Source organism: Photobacterium salinisoli (genome assembly GCF_003614885.1).
Lineage (GTDB): Bacteria > Pseudomonadota > Gammaproteobacteria > Enterobacterales > Vibrionaceae > Photobacterium > Photobacterium salinisoli.
In genome coordinates this window covers 1,601,471-1,627,696 of the sequence record NZ_QZMS01000007.1, presented here as the reverse complement: position 1 = coordinate 1,627,696, position 26,226 = coordinate 1,601,471, and the positions used below count along the sequence as shown (strand labels likewise).

The following is a 26,226-nucleotide window of genomic DNA, read 5'->3' as shown; positions in this document are numbered from 1 at the left end:
TTCCTTCTTATTGATGAAGTGCATCCAGGTAATGTTGTTCTACCTGATCCCAGTCAACCACCTGCCACCAGGCACTGATGTAGTCGGGACGCTTATTCTGATACGTCAGGTAGTAAGCATGTTCCCACACATCAAGGGCAAGGATTGGGGTACCGCGTTTTTCCACCACATCCATCAGGGGATTATCCTGATTCGGGGTTGAGGAAATCTCCAATCGCCCGTCAGTGACAGACAACCAGATAAAGCCGGATCCGAAGTGGGCAGCTGCGGCGTCTGAAAATGCGGTTTTGAAATCCTCAAAACTGCCGAAGTGGCATCGAATTGCTTCTGCCAGCAGGCCGACAGGCTGCCCACCGCCATTGGGTGACATGCATTGCCAGTAGAGGTTGTGGTTGTAATAGCCCCCGCCGTGATTTCTGACAGCAGGGCTGAGCTCGGAGACCCGCGAAAAAATGTCTTTCAAGCTGAGTTGTTCGAGATCGGTGTTTTCAATGGCGTTGATGAATTTATCGAAGTAGGTTTTATGATGACGGCTGTGATGCACTTCCATGGTTTTGGCATCAATGTAAGGTTCGAGCGCATCATAAGAATAAGGTAATGCTGGGAAAGTAAATGACATAAAAGTTCCTCCTGTGTTTGGTAAATAATAATGATATCGTTTCTCATTATCAATAGTGCCAGGTCATGTACTCTTGCCAGTTCTCATTATTGAAGAAGAGAGATAGCCAAAACACGCTAGATTGATAGAAGCAAGGATCGTTGATCCGACATAACAATAGAAAAAGCGTGGTGAAAAAATGAAACGGCAACTCTTGGCTATGGTGATAATGATCGCTGCTTCTCCCGTCTTTGCAGATGACAAAGGCGTAGTGAACAGTGGCTTAGAAACAATGAAAGAGGAGGTTGCGGCAGCAACTCAGGCACAGCTCATCACAAAGGAGCAGGCTGAAGAGATGGGATTAAACAGAGCGGCCACTTATGAGGTGTTCAGTTCTATTAGCCCGGAAAACCTGACTGAGAACGTGATAGAAAAGCTGAAAGAGTCGAAAATGCCGTATTACTCAGTGGATGTCATGGATCCTGGCAGTCAGGAAGAGAACTACCGGGCGGAAGTGACAGAATATTTTGGCAAAGTAGAGTAGCGACTTGTCGGTGTGAGCACCGCCTGTCGCTGTCATCAAAGAGGGCAGGAATTATCCTGCCCTCTTTTAGTATGCGAAACGAGTATATACAGCGCGTGATGCGGTGAATCAGCTGCGCTGGATCAGCTCAATCTGGTAGCCGTCAGGATCGCGAACAAAGGCAATATGCGTTGTACCGCCTTTGACCGGCCCCGGTTCGCGGGTGATGTTCCCCCCTGAGGCTTTAATGGCCTCACAGGTGGTATAGATATCCTCGACGCCAATCGCGATATGACCATAAGCGTTGCCCATGTCGTATTCACTGGTGCCCCAGTTATAAGTGAGTTCGATGACAGCACCTTCAGATTCATCTGCATAACCGACAAACGCCAGAGTGTACTGATAGGCCTCGTTATCCGACTTTCTTAACAGCTTCATGCCCATGATGTCTGTGTAGAAAGCGATTGAACGGTCCAGATCACCCACGCGTAACATGGTGTGCAGAATGCGTCCGTTTGCCATTTTTCTCTCCTCGGATTAGTGCTTATTCAGCGGGATAGACTTTGTCTTTAAATTCACAGAGATCTTCAATAATGCAGCTACCGCAGCGGGGCTTACGGGCCACACAAGTGTAACGTCCATGCAGGATTAGCCAGTGGTGGACATCGACTTTGAATTCTTTAGGCACCACTTTCAGCAGCTTTTGTTCGACTTCGTCGACATTCTTGCCCATGGCTAATTTTGTTCGATTGGACACCCGGAAGATATGAGTATCAACAGCGATAGTCGGCCAGCCAAAAGCGGTATTGAGCACGACATTGGCCGTTTTACGGCCTACGCCCGGTAAGGCTTCCAGTGCTTCACGGTTCTCAGGTATTTCACCGCCGTGCTTCTCAACCAGAATGCGGCAGGTTTTGATGACATTTTCTGCTTTCGAATTAAACAGACCAATGGTCTTGATATATTCTTTAACGCCTTCGACACCCAGTTCCAGCATGCCTTCCGGTGTATTGGCGACAGGATACAGTTTGGCGGTGGCCTTATTGACGCTGACATCGGTCGCCTGCGCTGAGAGTAATACGGCTATCAGCAATTCAAACGGGTTGCTCCAGTGAAGTTCCGTTTCCGGGTGCGGGTTATTAGCCCGCAATCGCTCAAGGATTTGAACGCGTTTCTGATTGTTCATGCTCGCTTCCTAAGTTCGGCAGGGCAGGTGACCGGCACAGATAAAACCGTAGGGAATGCCAGTCACCGTGATCAATGTTGCTGAGCTTCCAACATAATGAAAGCCATGTGAAAATCAGTTCGCAGAGGTAATACGAACCCGCTCGATTTCAGGTTTTTTCTCTGCAGCCTGTGTTTTTTCAGCTTGTTTTTTGTCAATAATGTTCTTGATGGCAATCAGGAAGCCGACCCCAATAAAGGCGCCCGGTGGCAACATTGCCAGCAGAAAGTTGTTTTCAGTGCTGAAGATTTCGATTCGTAGCACTGAGGCCCAGTCACCCAGCAAGCGGTCAGCACCGTCAAACAAGGTGCCGTTACCCAGAATCTCACGTCCTGCACCTAATACTACCAGAACGGCAGTCATGCCCAGTCCCATCCAGAGCCCGTCAATAACGGCTGGCATGGGAGCATTTTTTGAGGCAAAGGATTCGGCGCGACCAATGATGATGCAGTTGGTCACTATCAGGGGAATAAAGATCCCCAGGGACAAAAACAGACCGTAAGTGTAAGCATTCATCAGCAGCTGAACACAGGTAACCAGTGCTGCAATGATCATCACAAAGATCGGAATTCGGATTTCATTGGGCACCCATTCCCGAATGAGAGACACAATCAGGTTAGAACCTACTAACACCAAGGTAGTAGCAATACCCAGTCCAAGGGCGTTGGTGACTGTGGCAGAGACTGCCAGCAGCGGGCATAACCCCAGTAGCTGCACGATAGCCGGGTTGTTGTGCCACAGCCCGTTAGCCATCAGTTCGTTATTTGGCGTTGAACTCATTTTGCTCAGGCTCCTTCGCAGTTAGCCGGTTGAGTAAAAAGCGTATCCTGATACTGGTTAAAATACAGCGACACTCGCTTGACGGAATTCACCACGGCGCGTGGCGTGATTGTGGCGCCAGTAAACTGGTCGAACTCACCGCCGTCTTTACGTACTGCCCATGCAGGGTCTTTCTCACCGTTAAGTTTGCGTCCGGTGAAGCTGTAAATCCAGTCAGTAATCCGGGTGTCGATTTTATCGCCCAGTCCCGGTGTTTCCTGATGCGCCAGTACGCGTACCCCGGTGACTGTGCCTGTCATATCCAGCCCGACAATCAGCTTAATTGTGCCGTTATAGCCATCCGGTGCGATGGCTTCAATGGCTACGCCATTCGGCTGGCCGTCTTTGGTTGCCAGATAGGCCGGCATCGGCTCGCTGGTACCAAGAAAGGCCTGATTGCTAATCAGCGTACAGCTTTTGTAGAGCTCGTTGTCATGATTTTCTTTCGGGATAACCTGATTGAGTACCTGCAGCAGTTGCTTTTGCTCCTGCTCTTGGATACGTGAGGCGGTTACCTGATGCGTCAGGGCGACCAAGGCGGTTGCAAGCAAAGCAGAAACAGCCAGAATGCCACCATTTTTTTGCATATTTTTCAGTATCATGGGTGCTCCTATGAATGACCGTAAGTCCGCGGGCGAGTGTAGTAATCAATCAGCGGAACACACATGTTGGCCAAGAGTACGCTAAAGGCCACGCCATCCGGGAAACCACCAAAAGTGCGGATCAGATAGGTCAGAATACCAACCATGGCACCGAAAATAAGACGTCCGCGCAGAGTGGTGGATGCCGAAACAGGATCCGTGGCAATGAAAAAGGCCCCTAACATGGTCGCCCCTGAAAACAGGTGAATCAAGGGGGACGCAGCGCCATCAGGACTGATGATGTACCCGAGGAAGCTGATCACAAAAAGAGACGACAGCATGGCAACCGGAATTTGCCATTGAATAATTCGTAGTTTCAGCAGCACCATACCGCCTAGCAAGAAACCCAGATTAACCCAGGTCCAGCCGATACCCGCCAGCGCGCCAAACACCGGGCTTTCCATTGCTTCAGATGCCGTATAACCGGCTTTCATGGCGGTTTTTAGGGTATCCAGCGGGGTGGCCATGGTTACGCCATCAATGCCGTTACGTAACTGGTGAACACTGAAGCCATCAGCCGTAAATCCTGTAAAGATCACATGCAGGCTTTCTATCATAGTCACCGGATGATCGCTTATCGAAGCCGGCGGCAGCCAGGATGTCATCGGCACCGGAAAGGAGATCAACAGCACCACATAAGCGACCATGGCCGGATTAAACAGGTTCTGCCCCAGTCCGCCGTACAGGTGTTTAGCAATGATGATGGCAAAGACAATACCAATGACGGCTATCCACCACGGTGCCAGAGGCGGTATGGACAGCCCCAGCAAAATCCCGGTCAATAAGGCGCTGTTGTCCCGAACCTGACGAAGAGGGCGTTTTCGTAATGTCAGGACAAGGCATTCGGCCAGAACGGCCAGCGCTCCTGCGAATAAAACCTGAAAGACAACACCCCATCCGAAAAAATACCACTGTGCGGCAAATCCAAGGCCGCAGCAGAGAATGACATTTCGCATGATGTCATTGGTACTGCGACGGCTGTGTGCATGGGGAGAACTGGTAATATTAAAAGCCACTACTTGTTTTCCTCGTTGGGTTTGTGGTTGTTTTCCGCCCTCTTATCAGCGGCTTCTTTCTCTGCCGCTTGCGCGGCTTTACGGGCTTTGGCACGGGCAATGGCAGCCGCAACGGCGGCTTTTTTCGCATCGGCCTGAGCGTCAGTGGTTGCCTGCTCGTTTGCTACAGCGTCAGCCGGTTCGTCTGCTTGTTGTTCAGCCGCTTGCGCGGCTTTACGGGCTTTGGCGCGGGCAATGGCAGCCGCAACGGCGGCTTTTTTCGGATCGGCCTGAGCGTCAGTGGTTGCCTGCTCGTCTGCTACAGCATCAGCCGGTTCGTCAGTTTGTGATTCAGCCGCTTGCGCGGCTTTACGGGCTTTGGCGCGGGCAATGGCAGCCGCAACGGCGGCTTTTTTCGGATCGGTCTCGGACGGCTTGGCGGTTTCGGGCTCGGTTAGCGGCGTATTGGCTTCCGCCGTGGCTTTGGCGGCTTTCCGTTCACGGGCCTGGCGTTTACGCTCTTCGCGCAGTTTTGCCATTTCACTGTTGTCAGGCACGGCTGTGTCACCCGGTGCAGCGGATTGTGCTTTTGCCTGGGCCTCAGCCTGCTTGGCTTTGGCCTTGGCAATTGCGGCAGCCACGGCAGGTTTAACCTCAGCACCGGCATCTGCTTCTTTTTTCGCTTTTACCCGGGCAATCGCGGCGGCCACGGCATCATCGCCACCTTTGGCTGCCATGTCTTTACGGCGTTGTTCAGCCGCTTTCTGGAAGCGTTGCTCACGTTCTTCTTTTTCCCGTTCCATCCGGGCGTTTTTGGCCTCGAAGCGCTGTTTGGCACGCTCGGCACTTAACGCATCCTGTTTTCTGTGACGGATTTCCGCTTTGGCCTGGCGATAATAATGAACAAGAGGAATTTCGCTGGGGCAAACATAAGCACAAGCCCCGCATTCTATGCAGTCGAACAGATTATATTCTTCGCACTTGTCATAGTCGCCGTCTTTGGCATACCACTGTAACTGCTGGGGTAACAGGGAAACCGGGCACGCTTCTGCACAGGCAGTACAGCGGATACAGGACATTTCATCGCCCGGCGCACTGAGCTCTTTGCGACTTGGCGCAAGTATGCAGTTAGCCGTTTTGGTGATGGGTACTTGAGTGTGTGGCAAGGTAAAGCCCATCATAGGGCCGCCCATAATCACGCGAGGCTGTTTTTTGTCGATGTTATAGCCATGACGATTGAGCAATGCCTGCACAGGTGTGCCCAGTAAGGCCCAGGTATTACAGGGGGTACTGACGGTCTGACCCGTTATGGTCACCACACGCTGAATAAGCGGCTCGCCGTCAATGACGGCTTTTTTTATGGCGTGCGCTGTGCCGATATTCTGCATCATAATGCCAATATCTGCCGGGATTCCCTGCGTCGGGACTTCTCTTCCGGTCAGAATTTTGATCAGCTGTTTTTCACCGCCTGAGGGGTACTTAGTCGGGATCACCCGGATCAGTATGTTGTCTGCTTCTTTAACCGCCTGAGTCAGTGCTGCAATGGCTTCTGGCTTATTGTCCTCAATCCCGATGACAGTCATTTTAGGTTTGAGGATATGGCTGATGATGCGAATACCTTCCACTATGTCATCGGCATAGTCCTGCATGAGACGATCATCGGCCGTGATATAAGGCTCGCATTCTGCGGCGTTAATGATTAACAGGTCGGTTTTACCTGACGCGCTTTGCAGTTTACGTGCGGTAGGAAAGCCTGCGCCGCCCATACCGGAAATACCACAGCTGCGGATATGCTCAATCAGGTCAGCCGGTTCGGTCTCAAGATAGTTGGCGATGCTGTGTTTCGTGCCCCAGCTGTCTTTTCCATCGGGTTTGAGGATGATGCAGCGATCGGACAAACCGGAAGGGTGAGCGATGGTTCTCGCTTCAATAGCTGCAATGACACCGGAAGTTGGCGCATGCACCGGAACGCTCAGAGCGACATCGGTATAGGTCAGTGCCTGGCCTTTTAGCACCTTATCACCCACAGCAACAGACAGACTACCGACTGCACCTAGGTGTTGCTTGAGCGGAATGACTAGCTCATCGGGTAAAAAGGCGTCTGAAATCGGGCTTTGGTTTGATTGTGTTTTTTGTTCTGGCGGATGGATACCACCCGGAAAATCCCAAAGCTTTCCTAATTTGAGTTGTTCAATAATAGACAGCATGACGGTTATTCTACCTTATTACCGTGGTGCTCAGTGGCAGGAAGATTGACCACGGGTATTTGATCCAGGTTCCAGCGCCAGCTTTCAGGCGTCGATTCAACCGGGATCATCTCAATGCAATCCGTCGGGCAGGGGGCAACGCAGAGATCACAGCCGGTACACTCATCTTTGATAACGGTATGCAGCGCTTTTGTCGCACCCGCAATAGCATCAACCGGACAAGCTTGGATGCATTTGGTGCAGCCGATACACATATCTTCATGAATAAAAGCCACTTTTTTTATGCTTTTTTCTGCATCATGGGCCGAGTCTTTGACTTCAACACCCATTAAATCGGCCAGCTTTTCGATGGTCGCCTGTCCACCCGGCGGACACTTGTTGATTTCATCGCCATTGGCTATTGCCTCGGCATAAGGACGACAGCCAGGATAGCCGCACTGACCACATTGGGTCTGTGGCAGGATGGCATCGATTTGTTCAACAATTGGATCCGATTCGACTTTGAAGCGAACTGCAGCAAAGCCCAGGATCAGGCCAAAAATCGCAGCAAGGACAGCGATAGCTATAATAGCAATTAAGATTCCGCTCATAATTACAGTTTAACCAGTCCGGTAAAGCCCATAAAGGCGAGCGACATCAGACCCGCCGTTATCATAGCAATGGATGCGCCTTTGAAAGGGGAAGGTACGTCGGCAGCCGCGATACGTTCGCGCATTGCAGCAAAGAGCACAAGCACCAGAGAAAAACCGACAGCGGCGCCAAATCCGTACACTACGGATTCAATGAAATTATGACGTTCATTGATATTGAGCAGAGCGACACCCAGAACGGCACAGTTGGTTGTGATTAAGGGCAGAAAAATGCCCAGCAACCGATACAGTGTCGGACTGGTTTTATGTACGACCATTTCTGTGAACTGAACGACTACCGCAATCACAAGAATAAAACTGAGCGTGCGCAGGTATTGAATGCCTAAAGGCTGCAAAATGTAAGCTTCGACCAAATACGCACTCACAGAGGCGAGTGTGAGGACAAAAGTCGTGGCTAGCCCCATACCAATGGCGGTTTCCAGCTTTTTAGACACCCCCATAAAGGGGCAGAGTCCCAGAAATTTGACCAAAACGAAGTTGTTGACCAGTACGGTGCCGATCAGAAGTAACAGGTATTCCGTCATACCAACTTTTTTATGCTTGCCAGTGAGCGGTACATTATCTGCCTTTGTGACGGCTATAACAACTCCTCAGCCAAAGGGTTTTTCAAGTTTGTTGCTCTTTTAGCCGAATTGAGGCGTAAATCGCGCCCAAATAGTCTCGTGTCAGAACAGGAAAAAATGACTTGATCTTTGCTAAACCAGAAGAGACAAGGGGTTGGACTACTTATCCACGGAAACTGTGGATAACTGTGTTGATTGTGGGCGGGTAAACAGCAAACCGAGGTATTTTCTTTATGAGTAATCTATTTGTAATCGATATCATAGTGATGAGATAAGCTGCTGTTTCAGAGGAGCAAGAAAGAAAACGATAAAGCTGAAAAAATCAAATTAGAATTTTAGCTCTACATCAGTTTTCATAATCAGGAGACTGTGAATGAAAAAATGCTGTTTGAGGATAAGCTGTGGATGGTGATCTATTCGCAGTGCGTATAATTTAGCTGGAAATTTGACATGGAGTATCACTTTTTTGACAGTGATCATTCAGCAGGGGTGCCACTGAGGCGCATGATATTACGTCGACATTTTGTCTGGGTCAATAGCCGATTTCACCTTTCTTGGTTGACAAGTATATTGGTGGCCTCACAATGGAATCAGATCCAATTACCTGAACTTTTCGGACGATGTCATGAGTAAATCCTTCAATCTGGCTTCAGCATTTGCCCCGGCTGGGGATCAGCCGACAGCTATAAAACAGTTATTGGAAGGTCTGGATTCCGGTCTGGCACACCAAACCCTGCTCGGTGTCACTGGCTCAGGGAAAACATTTACTATGGCCAATGTCATTGCCAGCGCAGACAGGCCAACTCTGATACTTGCGCCGAATAAGACCTTGGCGGCGCAACTTTACGGGGAAATGAAAGAGTTCTTTCCGGATAATGCGGTTGAGTACTTTGTTTCTTACTACGATTATTACCAGCCAGAGGCCTACGTGCCTTCTACAGATACCTTCATAGAAAAAGATTCTTCTGTGAATGCACATATCGAACAGATGCGTTTGTCCGCCACGAAAGCCTTAATGGAGCGTCGGGATGTGGTGATTATTGCTTCTGTCTCGGCTATCTATGGGTTGGGTGATCCAGACTCTTATCTGAAAATGATGCTTCATGTACGGCGGGGCGACATGATGGATCAGCGAGATATTCTGCGGCGGTTGGCGGAATTGCAGTACACACGCAATGATCTTGCCTTTGAGCGCGGCAACTTTCGGGTGAGAGGCGAGGTAATCGACATCTTTCCGGCTGAATCGGATCATGACGCGATTCGTATTGAGCTTTTTGATGATGAAGTGGATTGTATCAGCCGGTTTGACCCGCTGACCGGCGCTATCATTCAAAAAGATATGCCGCGGGCGACTATCTATCCTAAGACCCACTATGTCACGCCTCGCGAACGTATCCTTGAAGCGGTGGAAAAAATCAAAGTTGATCTGGCCATTCGCCGTCAGCAACTCATTGACAATAATAAGCTGGTGGAAGAGCAGCGTATTACTCAGCGCACGCAGTTTGATCTGGAAATGATGCATGAGCTTGGCTTTTGCTCAGGTATCGAAAACTATTCACGCTATCTCAGCGGCCGTGCCGAAGGCGAGCCACCGCCAACGCTTTTTGATTACTTACCACCCGATGGCCTGCTGATTATTGATGAGTCGCACGTGACTGTCTCGCAGATAGGCGCTATGTACCGGGGGGACCGTTCCCGTAAGGAAAATCTTGTTGAATACGGTTTCCGCCTTCCTTCCGCCCTTGATAACCGGCCTCTGAAGTTTGAAGAATTCGAGTCTTTGGCGCCTCAGACGATTTATGTTTCTGCCACGCCCGGCGATTATGAAAAAAACAAATCCGGTAACGATATTGCTGAGCAGGTTGTCCGTCCGACAGGGTTGCTGGATCCGGTTATTGAAGTCAGGCCGGTGTCCACTCAGGTTGATGATTTGTTGTCGGAAATCCGACTCCGTGCCGCGATTAATGAAAGGGTGCTGGTGACCACCCTGACCAAGCGTATGGCCGAGGATCTTACTGAATACCTGGATGAGCATGGTGTCAGGGTCAGATACCTGCATTCAGACATAGATACAGTCGAGAGGGTTGAGATCATTCGTGATTTACGCTTGGGTGAGTTTGATGTGCTGGTCGGCATTAACCTGCTGCGAGAAGGTTTGGATATGCCGGAAGTGTCTTTAGTCGCGATTCTGGATGCAGATAAAGAAGGTTTTCTGCGTTCTGAGCGTTCACTGATTCAGACCATTGGCCGTGCTGCGCGTAACCTGTCAGGCAAAGCCATTCTGTATGCCGACCGCATCACGGGTTCGATGCAGCGCGCAATGTCTGAAACTGAACGACGCCGGGAAAAGCAGGATGCGTATAACCGGGAAAGAGGTATTGAACCTAAGGCTCTGAACAAGCAGGTTGCGGATATCATGGAACTGGGTAAAGGACGTTCGCGCCGAGCCAGTAAAGCCGAGCAGTTACATAAAGTGGCGGAGCGCCGGGGCAGCTATAGCCTGATGTCGCCGCAGGAACTGGAAACTGAAATCCAGAAACTGGAAGCGCAAATGTATGATATGGCTCAGGAGCTGGAGTTTGAGAAAGCGGCACAGTTACGTGATCAAATTCATTCGCTTCGCGAGCAGTTCATCGCTAACAGCTGAAAGTACTTTCCTGTCTGAGGGCGGCTTCCTGCTGCCCTCCTGCTAAAACGCAGCCAAAAAAAAAGCCAACCGTAAATCGTTCGGTTGGCATCATTGTTTAAGTGAAAATATTCCACAAACAACGTCAGTTGGCTAGGTTGACTCTATCAGAGTCGGTTATATTAATGCAGCAAGCGTGCCAACTTTTTAAAGGGCCCCGAAAAGTGATTATTTGGGATTTCTGGTCACCATGTCTGCACAAAAAAGTTATACTAGAGGTAGTTTTTCGCATTTTGCAAACCGATTTGCAATGCGAAATGGTAAATGGGTAATAATACAAAAGTCAGCAGGCAGCATTTTTTTCTAGTGATTACAATGAGATCAGGGAAACTGCGTCGGAGGATAAATGGATAACAAGCTGAAAGTACGACAAGTACTGATGGTAGAAGATACTGCATCAGTTGCGGCCTTGTATAAATCCTACCTTAATCCGTTAGGGTTAGACGTCAAAATAGTGGGTACCGGCGCGGAAGCACTGGCAGCCATGAAAGACTCGGTGCCTGAGCTGGTGCTGTTAGATTTACGCTTGCCGGACATGACAGGCATGACGGTACTTGAGAAGGTACGTAAAAAGCACCCTAAGCTGCCTGTGGTGATTATGACGGCCCATGGTTCCATCGATGTGGCCGTGGAAGCGATGCGTTATGGCGCTAAAGATTTCCTGATCAAACCCTGCGAAGCGGATCGGCTGCGTATCACGGTGAACAATGCCCTGAAAAATGACAAGAACGACAATAAAGCAATATCAGTCACTCAGGGAGCGCAATATCAAGGTTTTATCGGCACCAGTCTGCCCATGCAGGCGGTGTATCGTGTGATTGAATCCGCGGCGTCCAGTAAAGCAACCGTGTTTATTACCGGTGAAAGTGGAACCGGCAAGGAAGTGTGTGCCGAAGCCGTTCACGCTGCGAGCCCGCGAGCGAATAATGCTTTTGTTGCTTTGAACTGTGCTGCTATTCCTAAAGAGCTGATAGAAAGTGAATTGTTCGGTCATGTGAAAGGCGCGTTCACCGGTGCGCTGACTGAAAGACAAGGCGCCGTTGAGCTGGCCAACAAAGGCACCTTGTTTTTGGACGAGCTTTGCGAAATGGATTTGGAATTGCAAAGCAAATTGCTACGTTTTATTCAGACTGGCACTTTCCAGAAGGTCGGCTCTTCTGTTACCAGCTCGGTTGATGTCCGCTTCGTTTGTGCCACCAACCGCAATCCCTGGGAAGAGGTTAAACAAGGGCGTTTTCGCGAAGACCTGTATTACCGGCTGCATGTTATTCCTATCAGTTTGCCACCGCTTCGGGATCGCAGTGACGATGTCATTGAAATTGCTCATGCTTTACTGGGGCATATCTCGGTGGAAGAAGGCAAGCGCTTTAGTCGCTTTTCACCAGACGTGATTGAGCGCTTCCGTCAGCATACCTGGCCCGGGAATGTGCGTGAGCTGCAAAACGTTATCCGCAACATTGTTGTGCTCAATGATGGCGAAGAAGTACTCGTTCAGATGCTCCCTCCCTCCCTGAAGTCAGTTTCTGGCGTTGAAATTGCATCAGTTAATGCTGTGTCCACATTGTCTTTACCGGAACCACAAACGGCCATCCACGCTGTGGATAGTTTGTCCGTTGTGAGTCCCAGTCAGATTGAACCATTGTGGAAGGTAGAAAAGCGGACAATACAGTCAGCAATCGCAGCCTGTGACGGGAATATTCCCAGAGCGGCTGGTTTACTGGAAGTGAGCCCCTCTACCATCTATAGAAAATTACAGGCTTGGCAAGAGGCCGAGAGTAGTCAAAGGGAGAAAGAATAAATGACTGCCAATATTAATGAAGCAACATTAAAACGCTTGGCTGTTGAAGTTGGCCAGGAAACTGTTGCACTCTTGCTTGAAGTTTTCAGCGGCGAGTTAGAGCAATATTTACAGCAATTAACTGAGCAGCCCAGCGTGATGCAAATCCGGGAGATTAGCCACGCGATAAAAAGCAGCGCCGCCAGTTTTGGCGCTGATGAATTAGCCCAAATGGCTCAGGAGTGTGAATCACGAGTCAAACAGGGCCAGGAGTCCTGGGTCAACGATCACCTACCTGAGCTGCAACAGCTGGTGGGCGACATGGCGCAACAGTACCGGTATTTAGCGTCGAATCAGGAGGCCTTCAACCGCATTTTTTAGTTTCTGCCGGTCATGGCGCCATTCATGGTTGCGGGAGGCAAACTCCCCAACCACCTGGTCATAGCCTTCGTTCAGCTCAGGCCTGTGCTTGTCCGATAAGATACCGTCAATTTTTCTTCCTCCCATCGCCCTTTCACACCAGTACAACATGGTCTCAAGCGACATGCTGCCTGCCGGCCCTTTTTCTTTATCGAGATTGGCAATGAAATAGACGGGCGCATTGCAGATTTTCAGTTCATGGGCCAGGTCATTTAACAACAGTGGCGGCATGATACTGGTCAGAAAACTGCCCGGTCCAAGCAGGACAAGATCCGCTTCTTTTATGGCGATTAACGCTTCTTTAGTTGCGGGCACTGAGGGTTCGATGAACAGGCGCTTTGGGATCTGTTGAAGCTCATCAATGCTGGTTTCACCGCTGATGATATTACCGTCGGGTAGCCAGGCGGCAAGATCTGTCGGGTGTTCTGACATCGGGAGGATCTGAGTCTCCACGTGCAGGATTTCCCGGATCAGGTTAATGGCTTCAAGCGGACGAATACATAAGTTGTCTAATGCAGTCAGAATGAGATTGCCAAGATTATGCCCGTTAAGATCGCCATTACCTCTGAACCTGTATTCAAATAGCATTGAGCCAATAGATGGCTCGGTGATTAACTGATTGATACAGTTTCTGGTATCTCCCCAGGCAATGCCGCCCATGGAGGCTCGGATACGCCCGGTAGAGCCGCCATTGTCAGTCGTTGCCACTATGCCTGTAACATTTGAACCAAAGCAGGAAAGGGAGGACAGAATTCGCCCCAGGCCGTGACCACCGCCGATAGCGACAATTCTGGCAGAGGATGGAGATACATGGCTGCTCATAGGTTAAGGAATGCTCGTGATTGAATAATGTGCTGAATCGAAAGTGTACCTAAGGGCAGGCGAGTGGGAAAGCGGCATTCCGCTGCAGTGGAACAAAATGTGCAGCCAGCACCTATTTCAGTGCTGGCTGGCGATCAATGATCAGTGGTTTTGCTGCATGATGCTCTGAAGATAATCGTAAGTATTCAGGCAATTTGGCGCTGTCAGCAAGGCCTGCTTCTGAAATGCCGGCAGTGGCAGTAGTTCAAGCCAGCGCTGGCATAACCAACTGAGATTATTCAGGTATTTTGTCTGATGCAGTTTGTCCAACTCCGGGTGATTGTTAAACATCACCTGAAGTTTTTCAGCCAATGGTTGCTGATCGTCACGCAGTGTCATATCAGGCCACTGGGGAATATCCTCAGGCTCAGCATAAAATACGCCATTGTCAGCTTGATTAAGCGATTTTATCCGGAAGTTGCTGTGTCCGTATAAAGTCGCGATCAAGGCACCATCCTGACTGGAAATGTCAAAATCTTCGACAGTAACTCGGGTACCTATATAACAAAAATGCTGACCATGTTCGTCCTCATCGAACATACAGATACCGAAGCCATTGTCAGATGCCAGGGCAACTTTGAATGTCTCCATCTGGCTGCCTGGCGGGATACGTACTGGGATCCGACCGCCTGGCAGGATGTGACGCTGTTGAAATATCAGTGGGATCATGTCACTCATTGTCGGCTCCAATTTTTTCATTTTAGTTGGTTCTTGGTCTCATCGACGTTGCTTAACATACCCACTGCAAATTGGATGCCGGATTTTCATATGCAGTATAGCTTTGTCATAAATTTGCCATCGTTTTGAAATGCAAATCGCTTTGCAAATTGCAAATATCCCTCTGCAAATTGCATGAACAGGCAGCATAACTGTTTGCGGCAATCCTACTTATGATTGGCGATGATTTTCATCGCAGCATCGCTGGGTAACAGTTCTAAATGATTTTGCTCGTCAAAATACCAGCCCTTGATTAACCCTTTGCTTCTCATATCGGTAAAGCTGTCTATGACCTGCTTGGCCTGACTGCGGGCAAGATGGGCATCAATCCCTTCTTCCCGTTGTAGATACAAAGCAATGTCTTCAACGGTTGCAGATTCTACAATGTCCGACATAACCCCTCCCTGCTACATCCGCTCAGATAAAAGAGACTACTCCTTAGTAGTATTGTCGCTTCTGTGGGCTAGGGGTAGACTTAAAAAGGTAATTCTCAATTATTTGTCAATCAGAGCTAAACTCTGGTAATGTGAAATTACAACGCTGTTGTGTGTTTTCTGTGAAGAGTGTGAAAATTCTTTGTAAAATATTCTGACGCATAACTGCCATCAAAACTCCGAGCGACTCTCTTCTAAGTCATGCAGACATAACGGAATCGTCCATGATAAGAGGGTGTCGCCAGTGACCGGCCTGTGCTGGTTTCACTCAGGGTGAGTTCAGAAATGAGCTGGCCTCCCGTATTTGGAAAGGTGTTCCGTGGCGAAACAATTTGAAGATAACTTCCAGCGCAAATTCTATTATTTGCGTCTGTCAATCACTGATGTCTGTAACTTCAGGTGTACTTACTGTCTGCCTGATGGCTATCATCCTGAGCATGGCAAAAAGCCCTCTTTCCTTACCTTGGACGAGATTCGCCGTGTCACGTCGGCGTTTGCTGACTGCGGTACGACCAAAGTAAGGATTACCGGCGGCGAACCGAGCTTGCGACGGGATTTTACCGATATCATCCATACTGTCGCTTCACAGCCTGGTATCGAAAAAGTGGCAACCACCACGAATGGATACCGGATGGAGAAGCAGGTTCATCAATGGCGTCAGGCCGGGCTGACAAATATAAATGTCAGTGTCGATAGTCTGGATCCCCGCCAGTTCCATCTTATTACCGGTGAAAATCTGTTTCATCAGGTGATGCGTGGTATCGATGCAGCCTTTGAAGCCGGCTACGAGCAGATCAAAGTAAATACTGTATTGCTCAAAGGCATGAATGCCGAACAGTTACCACAGTTTCTGGCATGGATAAAAGATCGCCGCATTCAGCTTCGCTTTATTGAACTCATGCAGACAGGCGAGATGGATGAGCTGTTCAGGCAACGTCATGTATCCGGTGTCAGTATTCGTAATACGCTGATAGCCAATGGCTGGTTACTTAAACCCCGCGGATTGAACGATGGTCCTGCGCAGGTATTTTATCATCCTGATTATCTGGGTGAGATTGGTCTGATCATGCCTTATGAAAAAGGCTTTTGTACAACTTGCAACCGGTTGAGAGTCTCGGCGCGGGGTAAGCTGCACCTTTGTTTGTTCGGTGATCATGGTGTTGAACTGCGGGATTTATTGGCCAGCGATAATCAGCACGATGCGCTGATTGCCAGAATCCGGGGGGGACTGACAGAAAAATCCGTCAGTCATTACCTAGAGGATGGCATTACGGGTATGACGCCTCATCTGGCTTCTATTGGCGGCTAACGCAGTTTTCCCTGATTCAATATTAAAGAGAAACTCATGACAGAACTGACTCACATTAATGCGTCCGGCGAAGCGAACATGGTGGACGTATCGGAAAAAGCTGAAACCGTTCGTGAAGCGAAAGCAGAAGCTTTCGTCACTATGTCGGATAAAACACTGCAATTGATAGTCTCCGGCCAGCATCACAAAGGCGATGTGTTCGCGACTGCCAGAATTGCCGGCATTCAGGCGGCAAAGAAAACCTGGGATCTGATCCCCCTTTGCCATCCACTGCTGCTCTCGAAAGTCGAAGTTCAGTTAGAGGCTCAGCCTGAACTGAACCGGGTACGTATTGTGTCTACCTGTAAGTTGGCAGGGAAAACCGGCGTTGAAATGGAAGCACTGACGGCAGCATCGGTGGCGGCATTGACCATTTATGATATGTGTAAAGCGGTACAGAAAGACATGGTCATCGGCCCTGTCAGGTTACTGGAAAAACGCGGCGGAAAATCCGGCGATTTTCAGGTAACAGCGGAGAGCCAAGGAGAGGGACTATGATCACAGTGTTATTTTTTGCGCAAGTGCGTGAGTTGATCGGTGAAGATCAGTTGCAACTGCCATTTGAGTATTCAACAGCTGAAGATTTACGTGCATTTTTGTCGTCGCGCGGTGAGAAATGGGCGCTGGCACTGGATAACGATAAATTGCTGGTGGCCGTCAATCAAACCATCTGCCCGTTGGATACTCAACTGAATAATGGTGACGAAGTGGCCTTTTTTCCACCGGTTACCGGAGGGTAAAAGATGACAGATAAAATTCTGGTACAGGCCGAGAATTTCAGTGTCGCCGAAGAGTATGAAGCCTTAGCCGAAGGAAATCAGGCTGGCGCGGTAGTGACTTTCGTTGGAAAAGTGAGAGATATGAACCTGGGCGAATCCGTGTCGAGCCTGACGCTGGAACATTATCCCGGGATGACGGAAAAGTCGTTGTTATCCATTGTTGAACAAGCGAAATCACGCTGGCCGGTTTTGGCTGCCACTGTGATTCATCGCGTTGGCCAGTTGGAATCGGGGGATCAGATTGTGTTTGTCGGTGTATCCAGTGCGCACCGGGGAGCAGCGTTTCAAGCCTGTGAATTCATTATGGATTACCTGAAAACCGAGGCGCCTTTCTGGAAGAAAGAGGTCAGGGAAGGTGAAACAAACTGGGTCGATGCCCGTGAAACAGATCAGCAAGCCAGGCAGCGCTGGCAAAAATAACTGTTAAATACTCTGATTAATAGGTGTGTCTTCCATCGTCTGTCTCAGTGTAGAGATAAACACCTATTAATCTTCCCGCCTTAGTGAAACCTTTCTTATTTTTTCGTCATTTTATACTTTTCACCCAGTATTCTGCTTTCTGGTGTTATTTCATATTCATCTGAAATGCATATATTTCCCGGAAAAATGCATATCAAGTGTATAAAACCAGTCTCTCATCATGCAGGCGAAATTTTGCTCTATCCATGTTTGTAAACACAGTATTAACAACGTGAAGGGTGAAAAATGACACTTTTTTTATGTAGCCGGGTAACCGCTAATTCATAAAGTTCAAAAAAATATTTATATCTTTTTTGTTCCTATTTATTAAAACTTATAACCAAAAAATATTAAGCTTAGGTTCAGGTTTGTGAATGGAATGATAAGCCTCATTCAATGTAACGCGTATCATTTGGGTATTTATTTTAATTGCGTGAGTATTTATTCATGGTGGATCGTGATCACACTTGTTGGATTGGTGGATTTTTATGCTGGCTTGTTACATTCCTGTTGAAATGTTCTGTTGCACCACTGTTCAGTGCCTGTTAAGTTTTTGTCGTCCTTGGATGGGGCCAAATAACATAAAATCGTTACAGGAATGTAAAATGAAAAAGACACTTTTAGCAGTAGCAATCCCTACCTTATTGATTGCCAACACAGCGAATGCTTATGAGCTGGTTAACGAAGAAGGCAAATACGTAGAGCTGTATGGCCAGATTCGTACCGTTTTCAAACAAGAAGAAGACAAAGACACTAAACTGGATGCAGGAAGCTCCCGAACAGGTGTAAAAGCAAAATTTGCCGTAAATAATGATGTTAGCGTTTTTGGTCAATACGAAGTAGGCATGACTGGCGATATTCAGAGCCGTCTGCACTTTGGTGGTGTTGAAACTAATTACGGTAAAGTCAGCTTTGGTTTCCAGACTACGCCAGCAGATGACGTTTGGGGTGCTGATTACTCTAACTACTATGGTGGTGCGCCAATTGGTTTCATCTCTGAAGCTGTAACTGGCGGTAAGCTAGACTCAATGATCAAGTACGTTTACGAAGGTGAGTCTTTCTGGATTAACTCTGCGTACAACATGTCTGAAGATCGTGCAAACCCAGAAGCAACTGAGTTCTTCGTTGGTACTTCTTTTGGTAATCTCAACCTGCATGCTGGTGGTGGTGTAGTTTCCGCTGCTGCTTTTGCTGATGCTGGCGGCCGCGATGTGAAAAACACACATGCTGAGGTTACTGCAGAATACACTATGGGGGCTGCTGGTATTGCCTTCACTTATCTGAACGGTTCTATCGAAGATAAGAGCAACAGCGATTCAATCGACATGGATGGTTATCAGCTGTCAGGTGTATATAGCTTCAATAGCCAAGTAAATGCTTACGCTGGTTATGAATTTGTAAATTACGATGTAAGCAACGGTTTGGAAGAAGATTTTACTCAAATCTATGTTGGTACAACGTATAAAGTAAACAGCTGGTCTAAAGCGTTCCTGGAATACGCTTACAATGACGGTGCTACAATTGCCTATGAAGATGCTAACACTGGCAACGGATACGACACCAAAATTGTCGATGGCGATAATAAAATCGTTCTTGGTTACTACGTTTACTTCTAAGAAACGTAACAGCAGTTCGTAACTTGCAAGTACTACTGCCTTTGAACCCGGTGCCATGGTGCCGGGTTTATGTTTATCAGCAGGTTACAAACGAATAAAGTACAAAACAAAAAATAGCCCCAAATCTGGGGCTATTTCATTAGCTTAAGAGCAGACAAAAACTCTTAAATGCTTACTTAATACCTTCTTCTTCTTTCACTTTACGCGCTGGTGGCATGTAGCCATGACGGACTCGTGAAGGGCTGGGGCGTGATGCGCCGCCGGCTGGTCTCATAGTTGCACTCTCGATCACTAACGGAAATATTCAGGAACAGGTTGATTGGCATTTGCCTTCACTGCGGCCAGTAGAATAGCCCTGCCAATATCGGTGATATTAGCGCTAAAAATCTGGCTGAGATACTTGAAAATTGCGTTGAAATGGGGATGTGAAAACAAAATCTAACAGCGTTTTTTTTATGCGCTTTTGTTCTTAAAACCTGCCTCCGGCAGAGCATGAAATTTTGTGCCATAGTTAATATCTGCGGCAAAAAGCCGTGGCAATAATTGCGCCAATAATGAAGGCATAATTGTTTTTACCAACCTGAAATCTTAATACAGTAAATGACTCATTGATTTTCTGTTTTAGTAAAGGAGGGGGTATGAAGCACAGACGCGTATCGAACAGACGAGTGAAACAGATTCTGGAAGAAGCGGGCGTTAGAGACCCATTTTCTGATCACATACACGATGATCGTGACATGCAGCAAGATCGGAAAAGTGAGACCTTGGATGACAACCACTCACAGTTAAGAACGGAATCAGAGCGAAAATAGCCATTATTTTGCATTCGAAAAGCGTCATTTTTGGCGCTTTTTTTATTGCTTTCGGTCATGCTTCTGAAAGTTACAGGTTGCATATTTGTGAAAATTGAATTGATCACCATATAAAATGGCAATAAATTGATTTGTTATGCCATTAAATTGCACGGTTATTCATGTTATCAGTATGTTTAGCTATATTAACTGTTAACACTGAATAAAGTGGATAAAATATCTGTCTGTGTATTTTCAATCGAATTTTTCATCTTTATTTGTCATTTTTATGAGGTGTGTTCTCTGTTTTGTGATGATTTTATGGCAAATATTGTTAGTTACTGTTAAAGTTTTCAACCAATTCTTCGGCTGTTTCATTGTTGTTAATTGGAATAACAATGCATGAAAACGGTTATTGTTAACCAGGTCGGAGAAAGTCATGGACGCAATGAAATAATGTATTGGAGATAATGCATGTTTAAGAACAAAATTACTCAGGCACTTCTGCTTGGCGCGGGTGTTTCTGTTGCAGCTGCTTCATTTTCTGCAATGGCCGCAAATGTACCAGCTGGTGTGAAACTGGCTGAGAAGCAAGAACTGGTACGCGGAAATGGTACTGAGGTTGCTTCTATCGACCCGCACAAAACGGAAGGTGTGCCGGAGTCCCACGTTATTCGCGATCTGCTGGAAGGTCTGGTTAACCAGGATGGTGACGGAAATACAGTTCCAGGTGTTGCTGAAAGCTGGGAAACCAAAGATAACCGCACGTTTATTTTCCACCTGCGCAAAGATGCTAAATGGTCAAACGGTGATCCTGTCACCGCCGGTGACTTCGTTTACAGTTTCAAGCGTGCCGTAGATCCTGCGACTGCTTCCCCTTATTCATGGTATCTGGAAATGACTACCATGAAGAATGCCGCCGACATCATTGCCGGAAAGAAAGATAAAGACGCTCTGGGTGTTTTTGCACAAGATGACAACACACTGCGTATTGAGCTTGAGCAGGCCGTTCCTTACTTCGTTAAGATGATGGGCCACACCACAGTGAAACCCGTCAACCAGAAAGTGGTTGAAAAATTTGGTGATGACTGGACCAAGCCAGAAAATTTTGTGGGTAACGGCGCCTATGTGCTGGACAACTGGGTAGTGAATGAACGCATCGAAATGAAGCGTAACCCTTACTACTGGGATAACGAGCACACAGTCATCGACAAAGTGACTTACCTGCCTATCGAAAACCAGGTTGCTGAAATGAACCGCTTCCTGGCCGGCGAAATTGATATCACTAACGAATTGCCGAATGAGCATTTCCGTCGTCTGGAAAAAGAACATCCTGAAGATGTGGCTATCTCTGGTAACCTGTGTTCTTACTACTACGGCTTTAATAACGCGAAGGCACCATTTGATGATGTACGTGTACGTAAAGCCCTGTCTTTTGCGATTGACCGTGACATCATCACCAAAGCACTGCTGGGTCAGGGCCAGAAACCGGCTTACTTCCTGACACCAGAAATTACCGCAGGCTTTGATCCGGTTGCGCCAGAATATGCTGGTATGACGCAAAAAGAGCGTGTGGCAAAAGCCAAAGAATTGCTGAAAGAAGCAGGCTTTGACAGCAGCAATCCGCTGAACTTTACGCTGCTCTATAACACTTCAGAAAACCACAAGAAAATTGCAGTTGCCATCGCCTCAATGTGGAAGAAGAGCCTGGGTGTAACCGCTGAGCTGGAAAACCAGGAGTGGAAAACCTACCTGGACAACCGTCGTCAGGGTAACTTCTCTGTCACCCGTGCCGGTTGGTGTGGCGACTATAATGAAGCATCGAGCTTCCTGTCTCTGATGCAAAGCAACAACACATCTAACGATCCTCGCTATCACAGCAAAGCGTACGACGACATCATGGCTAAAGCACTAGAGACAACCTCTGATGCTGAGCGTGAAGCGCTGTATGTCGAAGCTGAGAAATTGCTGGCGAAGGATATGCCTATCGCGCCTATCTATCAGTACGTGAAAGCACGTCTTGTGAACCCGAAAGTGGGTGGTTACCCACGTAATAATGCGGAAGACAAGATGTTCACCAAAGACATGTACATCATTGCTGAATAATAAACAGCAAGAATCAAAAATATAAGACTAGCCCGCATCTTCTCCTCAAGCAGGGTGAGGAGGTGCGGCAATTCTGTCACAGCTATTAGTCGGTAACAATTATGATTAAATTTGTTGCAAAACGGATTTTTGAGGCGATCCCAACGCTGTTGGTTCTGATCACAATCTCATTTTTCCTGATGCGCTTCGCGCCGGGTAATCCGTTCTCAAGTGAGCGCCCACTTCCGCCGGAAGTAATGGCAAATATCGAAGCTAAGTATGGTCTGGATAAACCTGTTTTCGAACAGTACACCACCTACCTGGGTAATATTCTGCAGGGCGACTTTGGCCCGTCTTTTAAATATAAAGATTTCAGCGTGAATGAGCTGGTTCAGGATGCTCTGCCTGTTTCTGCAAAAATTGGTTTCTTTGCCTTTGTGTTTGCACTGGTGATGGGTGTGACTGTCGGTACTCTGGCTGCACTCAAACAGAATACCTGGCTTGATTACCTGATCATGTCAACGGCCATGGCCGGGGTAGTGATGCCATCCTTTATTCTGGCACCTGTCCTTATTTATATCTTTTCGATCAACATGCAATGGTTGCCTGCCGGCGGCTGGCAGGATGGCTCGGTTAAATTCATGCTGCTGCCTATGTTGGGTATGGCGCTGCTGTATGTGGCGACATTTGCCCGTATAACCCGTGGCAGCATGATCGAAACACTGAACAGTAACTTTATCCGTACCGCCCGTGCTAAAGGTCTGAGCTATCCGTATATCATAGTGAAGCATGCGCTCAAGCCGGCTTTGTTGCCCGTTGTCTCATACATGGGCCCGGCTTTCGTCGGTATTATCACAGGCTCTGTGGTGATTGAAACCATCTTCGGTCTGCCGGGAATTGGTAAGCTGTTCGTGAATGCAGCTTTCAACCGTGATTATTCACTGGTGCTTGGTATTACTATTCTGATCGGTACGCTGACCATTCTGTTCAACGCAATTGTTGATATTGTCCTGGCGTATATCGATCCGAAAATCCGCTACTAAGGAAGCTGACCGATGATGTTAACTAAAAAAGAAAACGTAAACGCGGTAGAGAAGTTTTCAGAGCAGCTGGAAATTGAAGGCCGCAGTCTGTGGCAGGATGCCCGTACCCGATTTACACGTAACAAAGCCGCCATGATCAGTCTGGCCATTCTGTCTTTGATCTGTCTGGCTGTTATTTTCGGGCCTATGTTCAGTCAGTACGCCTTTGATGACACCGATTGGTATGCATTGCATGCCGCACCAAGTTTTGGGCCGGAAGGACACTTGTTCGGCACAGACAGTCTGGGGCGGGATTTGTTCACGCGTACCCTAATCGGTGGCCGTATCTCATTGATGGTCGGTATCCTTGGCGCCCTGGTTGCTGTGGTTATCGGCACCCTGTACGGCGCAACTTCTGGCTTCCTTGGCGGCCGCACCGACCGTGTCATGATGCGTATTCTGGAAATTCTGTACTCGATTCCGTTTATGTTCTTCGTGATCGTTCTGGTGACCTTCTTTGGTCGTAATATCATGCTGATCTTTGTGGCGATTGGTGCGATTTCCTGGCTGGATATGGCTCGTATCGTACGTGGTCAGACGCTGTCACTGCGCAGCAAGGAGTTTATCGAAGCGGCCCATGTGTCTGGTGTCAGCCGCTGGAATATCATTACGCGCCACATCGTGCCTAATGTACTGGGTATTGTTGCTGTGTATTCAACACTGCTGGTACCGCAGATGATTTTGACTGAATCTTTCCTGAGTTTCCTTGGCCTGGGTGTACAGGAACCCATGACCAGCTGGGGTGCCTTGCTGCAAGAAGGGGCACAAACAATGGAGATTGCCATCTGGCAATTGTTGTTCCCTGCAATATTTATGGTCCTGACCTTATTCTGCTTTAACTATGTGGGTGATGGTCTGCGTGACGCGCTGGATCCTAAAGACAGATAAACCAAGGAATATTCATTGCCGCTGTTCAGGTTACCTTGCTGGGACACTGCTTGTACGGCGGCAAGATAAGGAAGTGAAATATGAGCTTATTAGATGTCAAAGATCTGCGCGTAGAATTCACCACGCAAGATGGTATTGTCACCGCAGTGAATGATTTGAATTTTTCTCTGAACCAGGGTGAGACTCTGGGGATAGTGGGTGAATCGGGATCAGGCAAAAGCCAGACCGTGTTCTCCATTATGGGCCTGCTTGCCAAGAACGGTAAGATCAGCGGCAGCGCGAAATTTGAAGGGCGTGAAATCCTGAATCTGCCTGAGCGTGAACTCAATAAGATCCGTGCCGAGCAGATTGCGATGATTTTTCAGGACCCGATGACATCGCTGAACCCTTATATGAAAGTCAGCGATCAGCTGATGGAAGTGCTGATGCTGCACAAAGGCCTGGGGCGTGCTGAAGCGTTTGAAGAAAGCGTGCGTATGCTGGATGCGGTGAAAATTCCGGAAGCACGTAAGCGAATTACCATGTACCCGCATGAGTTTTCCGGCGGTATGCGTCAGCGTGTGATGATTGCCATGGCTTTGCTGTGCCGTCCGAAACTGCTGATTGCCGATGAACCGACGACAGCACTGGATGTTACCGTACAGGCGCAAATCATGGATTTGCTCAATGAACTGAAAAGTGACTTCAATACAGCCATCATCATGATCACTCATGATCTGGGCGTAGTGGCTGGTAGCTGTGACAAAGTACTGGTCATGTATGCTGGCCGTACCATGGAATATGGCAAAATCGATGAGATTTTCTATAAACCTGCCCATCCTTACACCGAAGGCCTGCTCAAAGCGATTCCGCGCCTGGATACCGAAGGCGAAGAACTGCCGACGATCCCTGGCAATCCGCCAAACTTACTGCGCCTGCCTGTGGGCTGCCCGTATCAGGAACGCTGCCACCGTGTCAGCAGCCGTTGTTCACAGGAAGCACCGACACTGGAACCTTTTGCTGAAGGTCGTTTACGTGCATGTTTTTCTGATGTGGGGACGTGGTAATGCAAGCCGAAAAGAAAGTTTTACTCGATATTAAAGATCTCAAGGTTCACTTCAACATTGCACCAAAGTCAGCCTGGCCCTGGACCAAGCCGCTCAAGCTGAAAGCGGTCGACGGGGTTGGAATTCGCCTTTACGAAGGTGAGACGCTGGGCGTTGTGGGTGAGTCGGGCTGCGGTAAGTCGACCTTTGCCCGAGCTGTGATTGGTCTGGTTCAGGCCACAGAAGGCAATGTGGTCTGGCTGGGTCAGGATCTGACTAAGCTGGAACACAATGCCATGCGTGAAAAACGCAAAGAGATTCAGATGATTTTCCAGGATCCGCTGGCCTCTCTGAACCCGCGTATGACGGTGGGAGATATCATTGCCGAGCCGCTGAAAACCTTTTATCCGGAACTGACCACAGATGAAGTGAAAGCGCGGGTGAAAGAAATGATGAACAAGGTGGGCTTGTTACCTAACGTGATCAACCGCTACCCGCATGAGTTTTCCGGTGGTCAGTGTCAGCGTATCGGTATTGCGCGCGCCTTGATCCTGAAACCTAAGCTGATTATTTGTGATGAGCCGGTATCGGCACTGGACGTGTCTATCCAGGCTCAGGTGGTCAACCTTTTGAAGTCACTGCAGAAAGAGATGGGGTTGAGCCTGATCTTTATTGCCCACGACCTGTCGGTGGTGAAGCATATCTCGGATCGCGTCATGGTGATGTATCTGGGTAATGCCGTTGAAATCGGTGAGGGCGATGCGCTGTTTGACGGACCTAAGCACCCTTATACCAAGGCACTGATGTCTGCTGTCCCTATTCCGGATCCGGAGAAGGAGCGCAATAAGACCATTCAGTTGCTTGAAGGTGATTTACCTTCACCGATGAATCCACCTTCGGGCTGTGTGTTCAGAACACGCTGCCCGCAGGCAACCGACAGTTGTGCGCAGAAAAAGCCTCAATTAGAAGGCGGAGATGTACATGCCGTGGCTTGCCTGAATGTGCACTGATTTAAGCCTGTGACAGGCTTTAAGCGC

Annotated in this window: 27 protein-coding genes and 1 riboswitch; of the genes, 15 read left to right on the top strand and 12 right to left on the bottom strand. The window is 48.3% G+C overall.

The window, feature by feature from the left end:
* Positions 1 to 7: 7 nt before the first annotated feature.
* Complete coding sequence (locus D6M16_RS08135) at positions 8 to 619, bottom strand: superoxide dismutase (RefSeq protein WP_120511359.1); 612 nt, start codon at positions 617 to 619, stop codon at positions 8 to 10.
* 178 nt (positions 620 to 797) lie between these two features.
* On the opposite strand from D6M16_RS08135, the gene D6M16_RS08130 reads away from it, so the two are divergent.
* Positions 798 to 1,142, top strand: coding sequence for a hypothetical protein (locus D6M16_RS08130; RefSeq protein ID WP_120511358.1), 345 nt, complete (start codon positions 798 to 800; stop codon positions 1,140 to 1,142).
* Between the two features lie 108 nt (positions 1,143 to 1,250).
* On the opposite strand, the gene gloA is transcribed toward D6M16_RS08130, so the two are convergent.
* The 8 genes from gloA to rsxA all read right to left on the bottom strand — a co-directional run bounded on the left by gloA (position 1,251) and on the right by rsxA (position 8,182).
* Positions 1,251 to 1,643 carry a lactoylglutathione lyase gene (gene gloA / locus D6M16_RS08125; RefSeq protein ID WP_120511357.1) on the bottom strand — a complete coding sequence of 131 codons (393 nt, stop codon included), beginning with the start codon at positions 1,641 to 1,643 and terminating at the stop codon, positions 1,251 to 1,253.
* 22 nt (positions 1,644 to 1,665) lie between these two features.
* Complete coding sequence (nth, locus tag D6M16_RS08120) at positions 1,666 to 2,307, bottom strand: endonuclease III (protein ID WP_120511356.1); 642 nt, start codon at positions 2,305 to 2,307, stop codon at positions 1,666 to 1,668.
* A 114-nt stretch (positions 2,308 to 2,421) separates the two neighbouring features.
* Positions 2,422 to 3,126 (bottom strand): electron transport complex subunit E, encoded by a 705-nt coding sequence (locus D6M16_RS08115; RefSeq protein WP_120511355.1) that lies wholly within the window; start codon positions 3,124 to 3,126, stop codon positions 2,422 to 2,424.
* 5 nt (positions 3,127 to 3,131) lie between these two features.
* Entirely contained in the window at positions 3,132 to 3,764 is a 633-nt protein-coding gene (rsxG, locus tag D6M16_RS08110; RefSeq protein WP_120511927.1) for an electron transport complex subunit RsxG, read from the bottom strand.
* An 11-nt stretch (positions 3,765 to 3,775) separates the two neighbouring features.
* Complete coding sequence (rsxD, locus tag D6M16_RS08105) at positions 3,776 to 4,822, bottom strand: electron transport complex subunit RsxD (RefSeq protein WP_120511354.1); 1,047 nt, start codon at positions 4,820 to 4,822, stop codon at positions 3,776 to 3,778.
* Entirely contained in the window at positions 4,822 to 7,008 is a 2,187-nt protein-coding gene (gene rsxC / locus D6M16_RS08100) for an electron transport complex subunit RsxC (RefSeq protein ID WP_120511353.1), read from the bottom strand. Before rsxC ends, rsxD begins: the two co-directional genes overlap by 1 nt.
* 5 nt (positions 7,009 to 7,013) lie before the next feature.
* On the bottom strand, positions 7,014 to 7,598 hold the full coding sequence (gene rsxB, locus D6M16_RS08095; protein WP_120511352.1) for an electron transport complex subunit RsxB: 585 nt from the start codon (positions 7,596 to 7,598) through the stop codon (positions 7,014 to 7,016).
* A gap of 2 nt (positions 7,599 to 7,600) precedes the next feature.
* Positions 7,601 to 8,182: an electron transport complex subunit RsxA gene (rsxA, locus tag D6M16_RS08090; RefSeq protein ID WP_120511351.1), complete on the bottom strand. Its 582-nt coding sequence runs from the start codon at positions 8,180 to 8,182 to the stop codon at positions 7,601 to 7,603.
* Between the two features lie 664 nt (positions 8,183 to 8,846).
* On the opposite strand from rsxA, the gene uvrB reads away from it, so the two are divergent.
* From uvrB to D6M16_RS08075, 3 genes are all read left to right on the top strand, one after another.
* Positions 8,847 to 10,868, top strand: a complete 2,022-nt coding sequence (gene uvrB, locus D6M16_RS08085) for an excinuclease ABC subunit UvrB (RefSeq protein ID WP_120511350.1) — start codon at positions 8,847 to 8,849, stop codon at positions 10,866 to 10,868.
* 385 nt (positions 10,869 to 11,253) lie between these two features.
* On the top strand, positions 11,254 to 12,705 hold the full coding sequence (gene luxO, locus D6M16_RS08080; protein WP_240435549.1) for a quorum-sensing sigma-54 dependent transcriptional regulator LuxO: 1,452 nt from the start codon (positions 11,254 to 11,256) through the stop codon (positions 12,703 to 12,705).
* Positions 12,706 to 13,065: an Hpt domain-containing protein gene (locus D6M16_RS08075; protein WP_120511349.1), complete on the top strand. Its 360-nt coding sequence runs from the start codon at positions 12,706 to 12,708 to the stop codon at positions 13,063 to 13,065.
* Here D6M16_RS08075 and yvcK read toward each other — a convergent pair.
* From yvcK to D6M16_RS08060, 3 genes are all read right to left on the bottom strand, one after another.
* A complete protein-coding gene (yvcK, locus tag D6M16_RS08070) occupies positions 13,027 to 13,926 on the bottom strand; it encodes a uridine diphosphate-N-acetylglucosamine-binding protein YvcK (RefSeq protein ID WP_120511348.1) in 900 nt (299 codons plus the stop codon). The genes D6M16_RS08075 and yvcK overlap by 39 nt on opposite strands.
* Positions 13,927 to 14,067: 141 nt before the next feature.
* On the bottom strand, positions 14,068 to 14,643 hold the full coding sequence (locus D6M16_RS08065) for an LON peptidase substrate-binding domain-containing protein (protein ID WP_120511925.1): 576 nt from the start codon (positions 14,641 to 14,643) through the stop codon (positions 14,068 to 14,070).
* A 206-nt stretch (positions 14,644 to 14,849) separates the two neighbouring features.
* Entirely contained in the window at positions 14,850 to 15,077 is a 228-nt protein-coding gene (locus D6M16_RS08060; protein WP_027252790.1) for a hypothetical protein, read from the bottom strand.
* Positions 15,078 to 15,280: 203 nt separating this feature from the next.
* Positions 15,281 to 15,447: riboswitch (molybdenum cofactor riboswitch) on the top strand.
* Here D6M16_RS08060 and moaA point away from each other — a divergent pair.
* The 11 genes from moaA to oppF all read left to right on the top strand — a co-directional run bounded on the left by moaA (position 15,436) and on the right by oppF (position 26,199).
* On the top strand, positions 15,436 to 16,425 hold the full coding sequence (moaA, locus tag D6M16_RS08055) for a GTP 3',8-cyclase MoaA (protein WP_120511924.1): 990 nt from the start codon (positions 15,436 to 15,438) through the stop codon (positions 16,423 to 16,425). Its footprint overlaps the riboswitch before it by 12 nt.
* A gap of 36 nt (positions 16,426 to 16,461) precedes the next feature.
* On the top strand, positions 16,462 to 16,962 hold the full coding sequence (gene moaC, locus D6M16_RS08050) for a cyclic pyranopterin monophosphate synthase MoaC (protein ID WP_120511347.1): 501 nt from the start codon (positions 16,462 to 16,464) through the stop codon (positions 16,960 to 16,962).
* Positions 16,959 to 17,204 (top strand): molybdopterin synthase sulfur carrier subunit, encoded by a 246-nt coding sequence (gene moaD, locus D6M16_RS08045; RefSeq protein WP_120511346.1) that lies wholly within the window; start codon positions 16,959 to 16,961, stop codon positions 17,202 to 17,204. Before moaC ends, moaD begins: the two co-directional genes overlap by 4 nt.
* Positions 17,205 to 17,207: 3 nt before the next feature.
* On the top strand, positions 17,208 to 17,663 hold the full coding sequence (gene moaE, locus D6M16_RS08040) for a molybdopterin synthase catalytic subunit MoaE (protein WP_120511345.1): 456 nt from the start codon (positions 17,208 to 17,210) through the stop codon (positions 17,661 to 17,663).
* A gap of 644 nt (positions 17,664 to 18,307) precedes the next feature.
* On the top strand, positions 18,308 to 19,318 hold the full coding sequence (locus D6M16_RS08035; protein WP_162940954.1) for a porin: 1,011 nt from the start codon (positions 18,308 to 18,310) through the stop codon (positions 19,316 to 19,318).
* A 638-nt stretch (positions 19,319 to 19,956) separates the two neighbouring features.
* Positions 19,957 to 20,130, top strand: a complete 174-nt coding sequence (locus D6M16_RS22175; protein WP_162940953.1) for a hypothetical protein — start codon at positions 19,957 to 19,959, stop codon at positions 20,128 to 20,130.
* Between the two features lie 453 nt (positions 20,131 to 20,583).
* Positions 20,584 to 22,215, top strand: a complete 1,632-nt coding sequence (locus D6M16_RS08030) for an ABC transporter substrate-binding protein (protein ID WP_120511343.1) — start codon at positions 20,584 to 20,586, stop codon at positions 22,213 to 22,215.
* A gap of 101 nt (positions 22,216 to 22,316) precedes the next feature.
* Positions 22,317 to 23,237: an oligopeptide ABC transporter permease OppB gene (gene oppB / locus D6M16_RS08025; protein ID WP_027252783.1), complete on the top strand. Its 921-nt coding sequence runs from the start codon at positions 22,317 to 22,319 to the stop codon at positions 23,235 to 23,237.
* 15 nt (positions 23,238 to 23,252) lie between these two features.
* On the top strand, positions 23,253 to 24,164 hold the full coding sequence (gene oppC / locus D6M16_RS08020; RefSeq protein WP_120511923.1) for an oligopeptide ABC transporter permease OppC: 912 nt from the start codon (positions 23,253 to 23,255) through the stop codon (positions 24,162 to 24,164).
* Positions 24,165 to 24,244: 80 nt separating this feature from the next.
* Positions 24,245 to 25,210, top strand: a complete 966-nt coding sequence (gene oppD / locus D6M16_RS08015; RefSeq protein ID WP_120511342.1) for an ABC transporter ATP-binding protein — start codon at positions 24,245 to 24,247, stop codon at positions 25,208 to 25,210.
* On the top strand, positions 25,210 to 26,199 hold the full coding sequence (oppF, locus tag D6M16_RS08010; RefSeq protein ID WP_120511341.1) for a murein tripeptide/oligopeptide ABC transporter ATP binding protein OppF: 990 nt from the start codon (positions 25,210 to 25,212) through the stop codon (positions 26,197 to 26,199). Before oppD ends, oppF begins: the two co-directional genes overlap by 1 nt.
* The last annotated feature ends 27 nt before the right edge of the window (positions 26,200 to 26,226 follow it).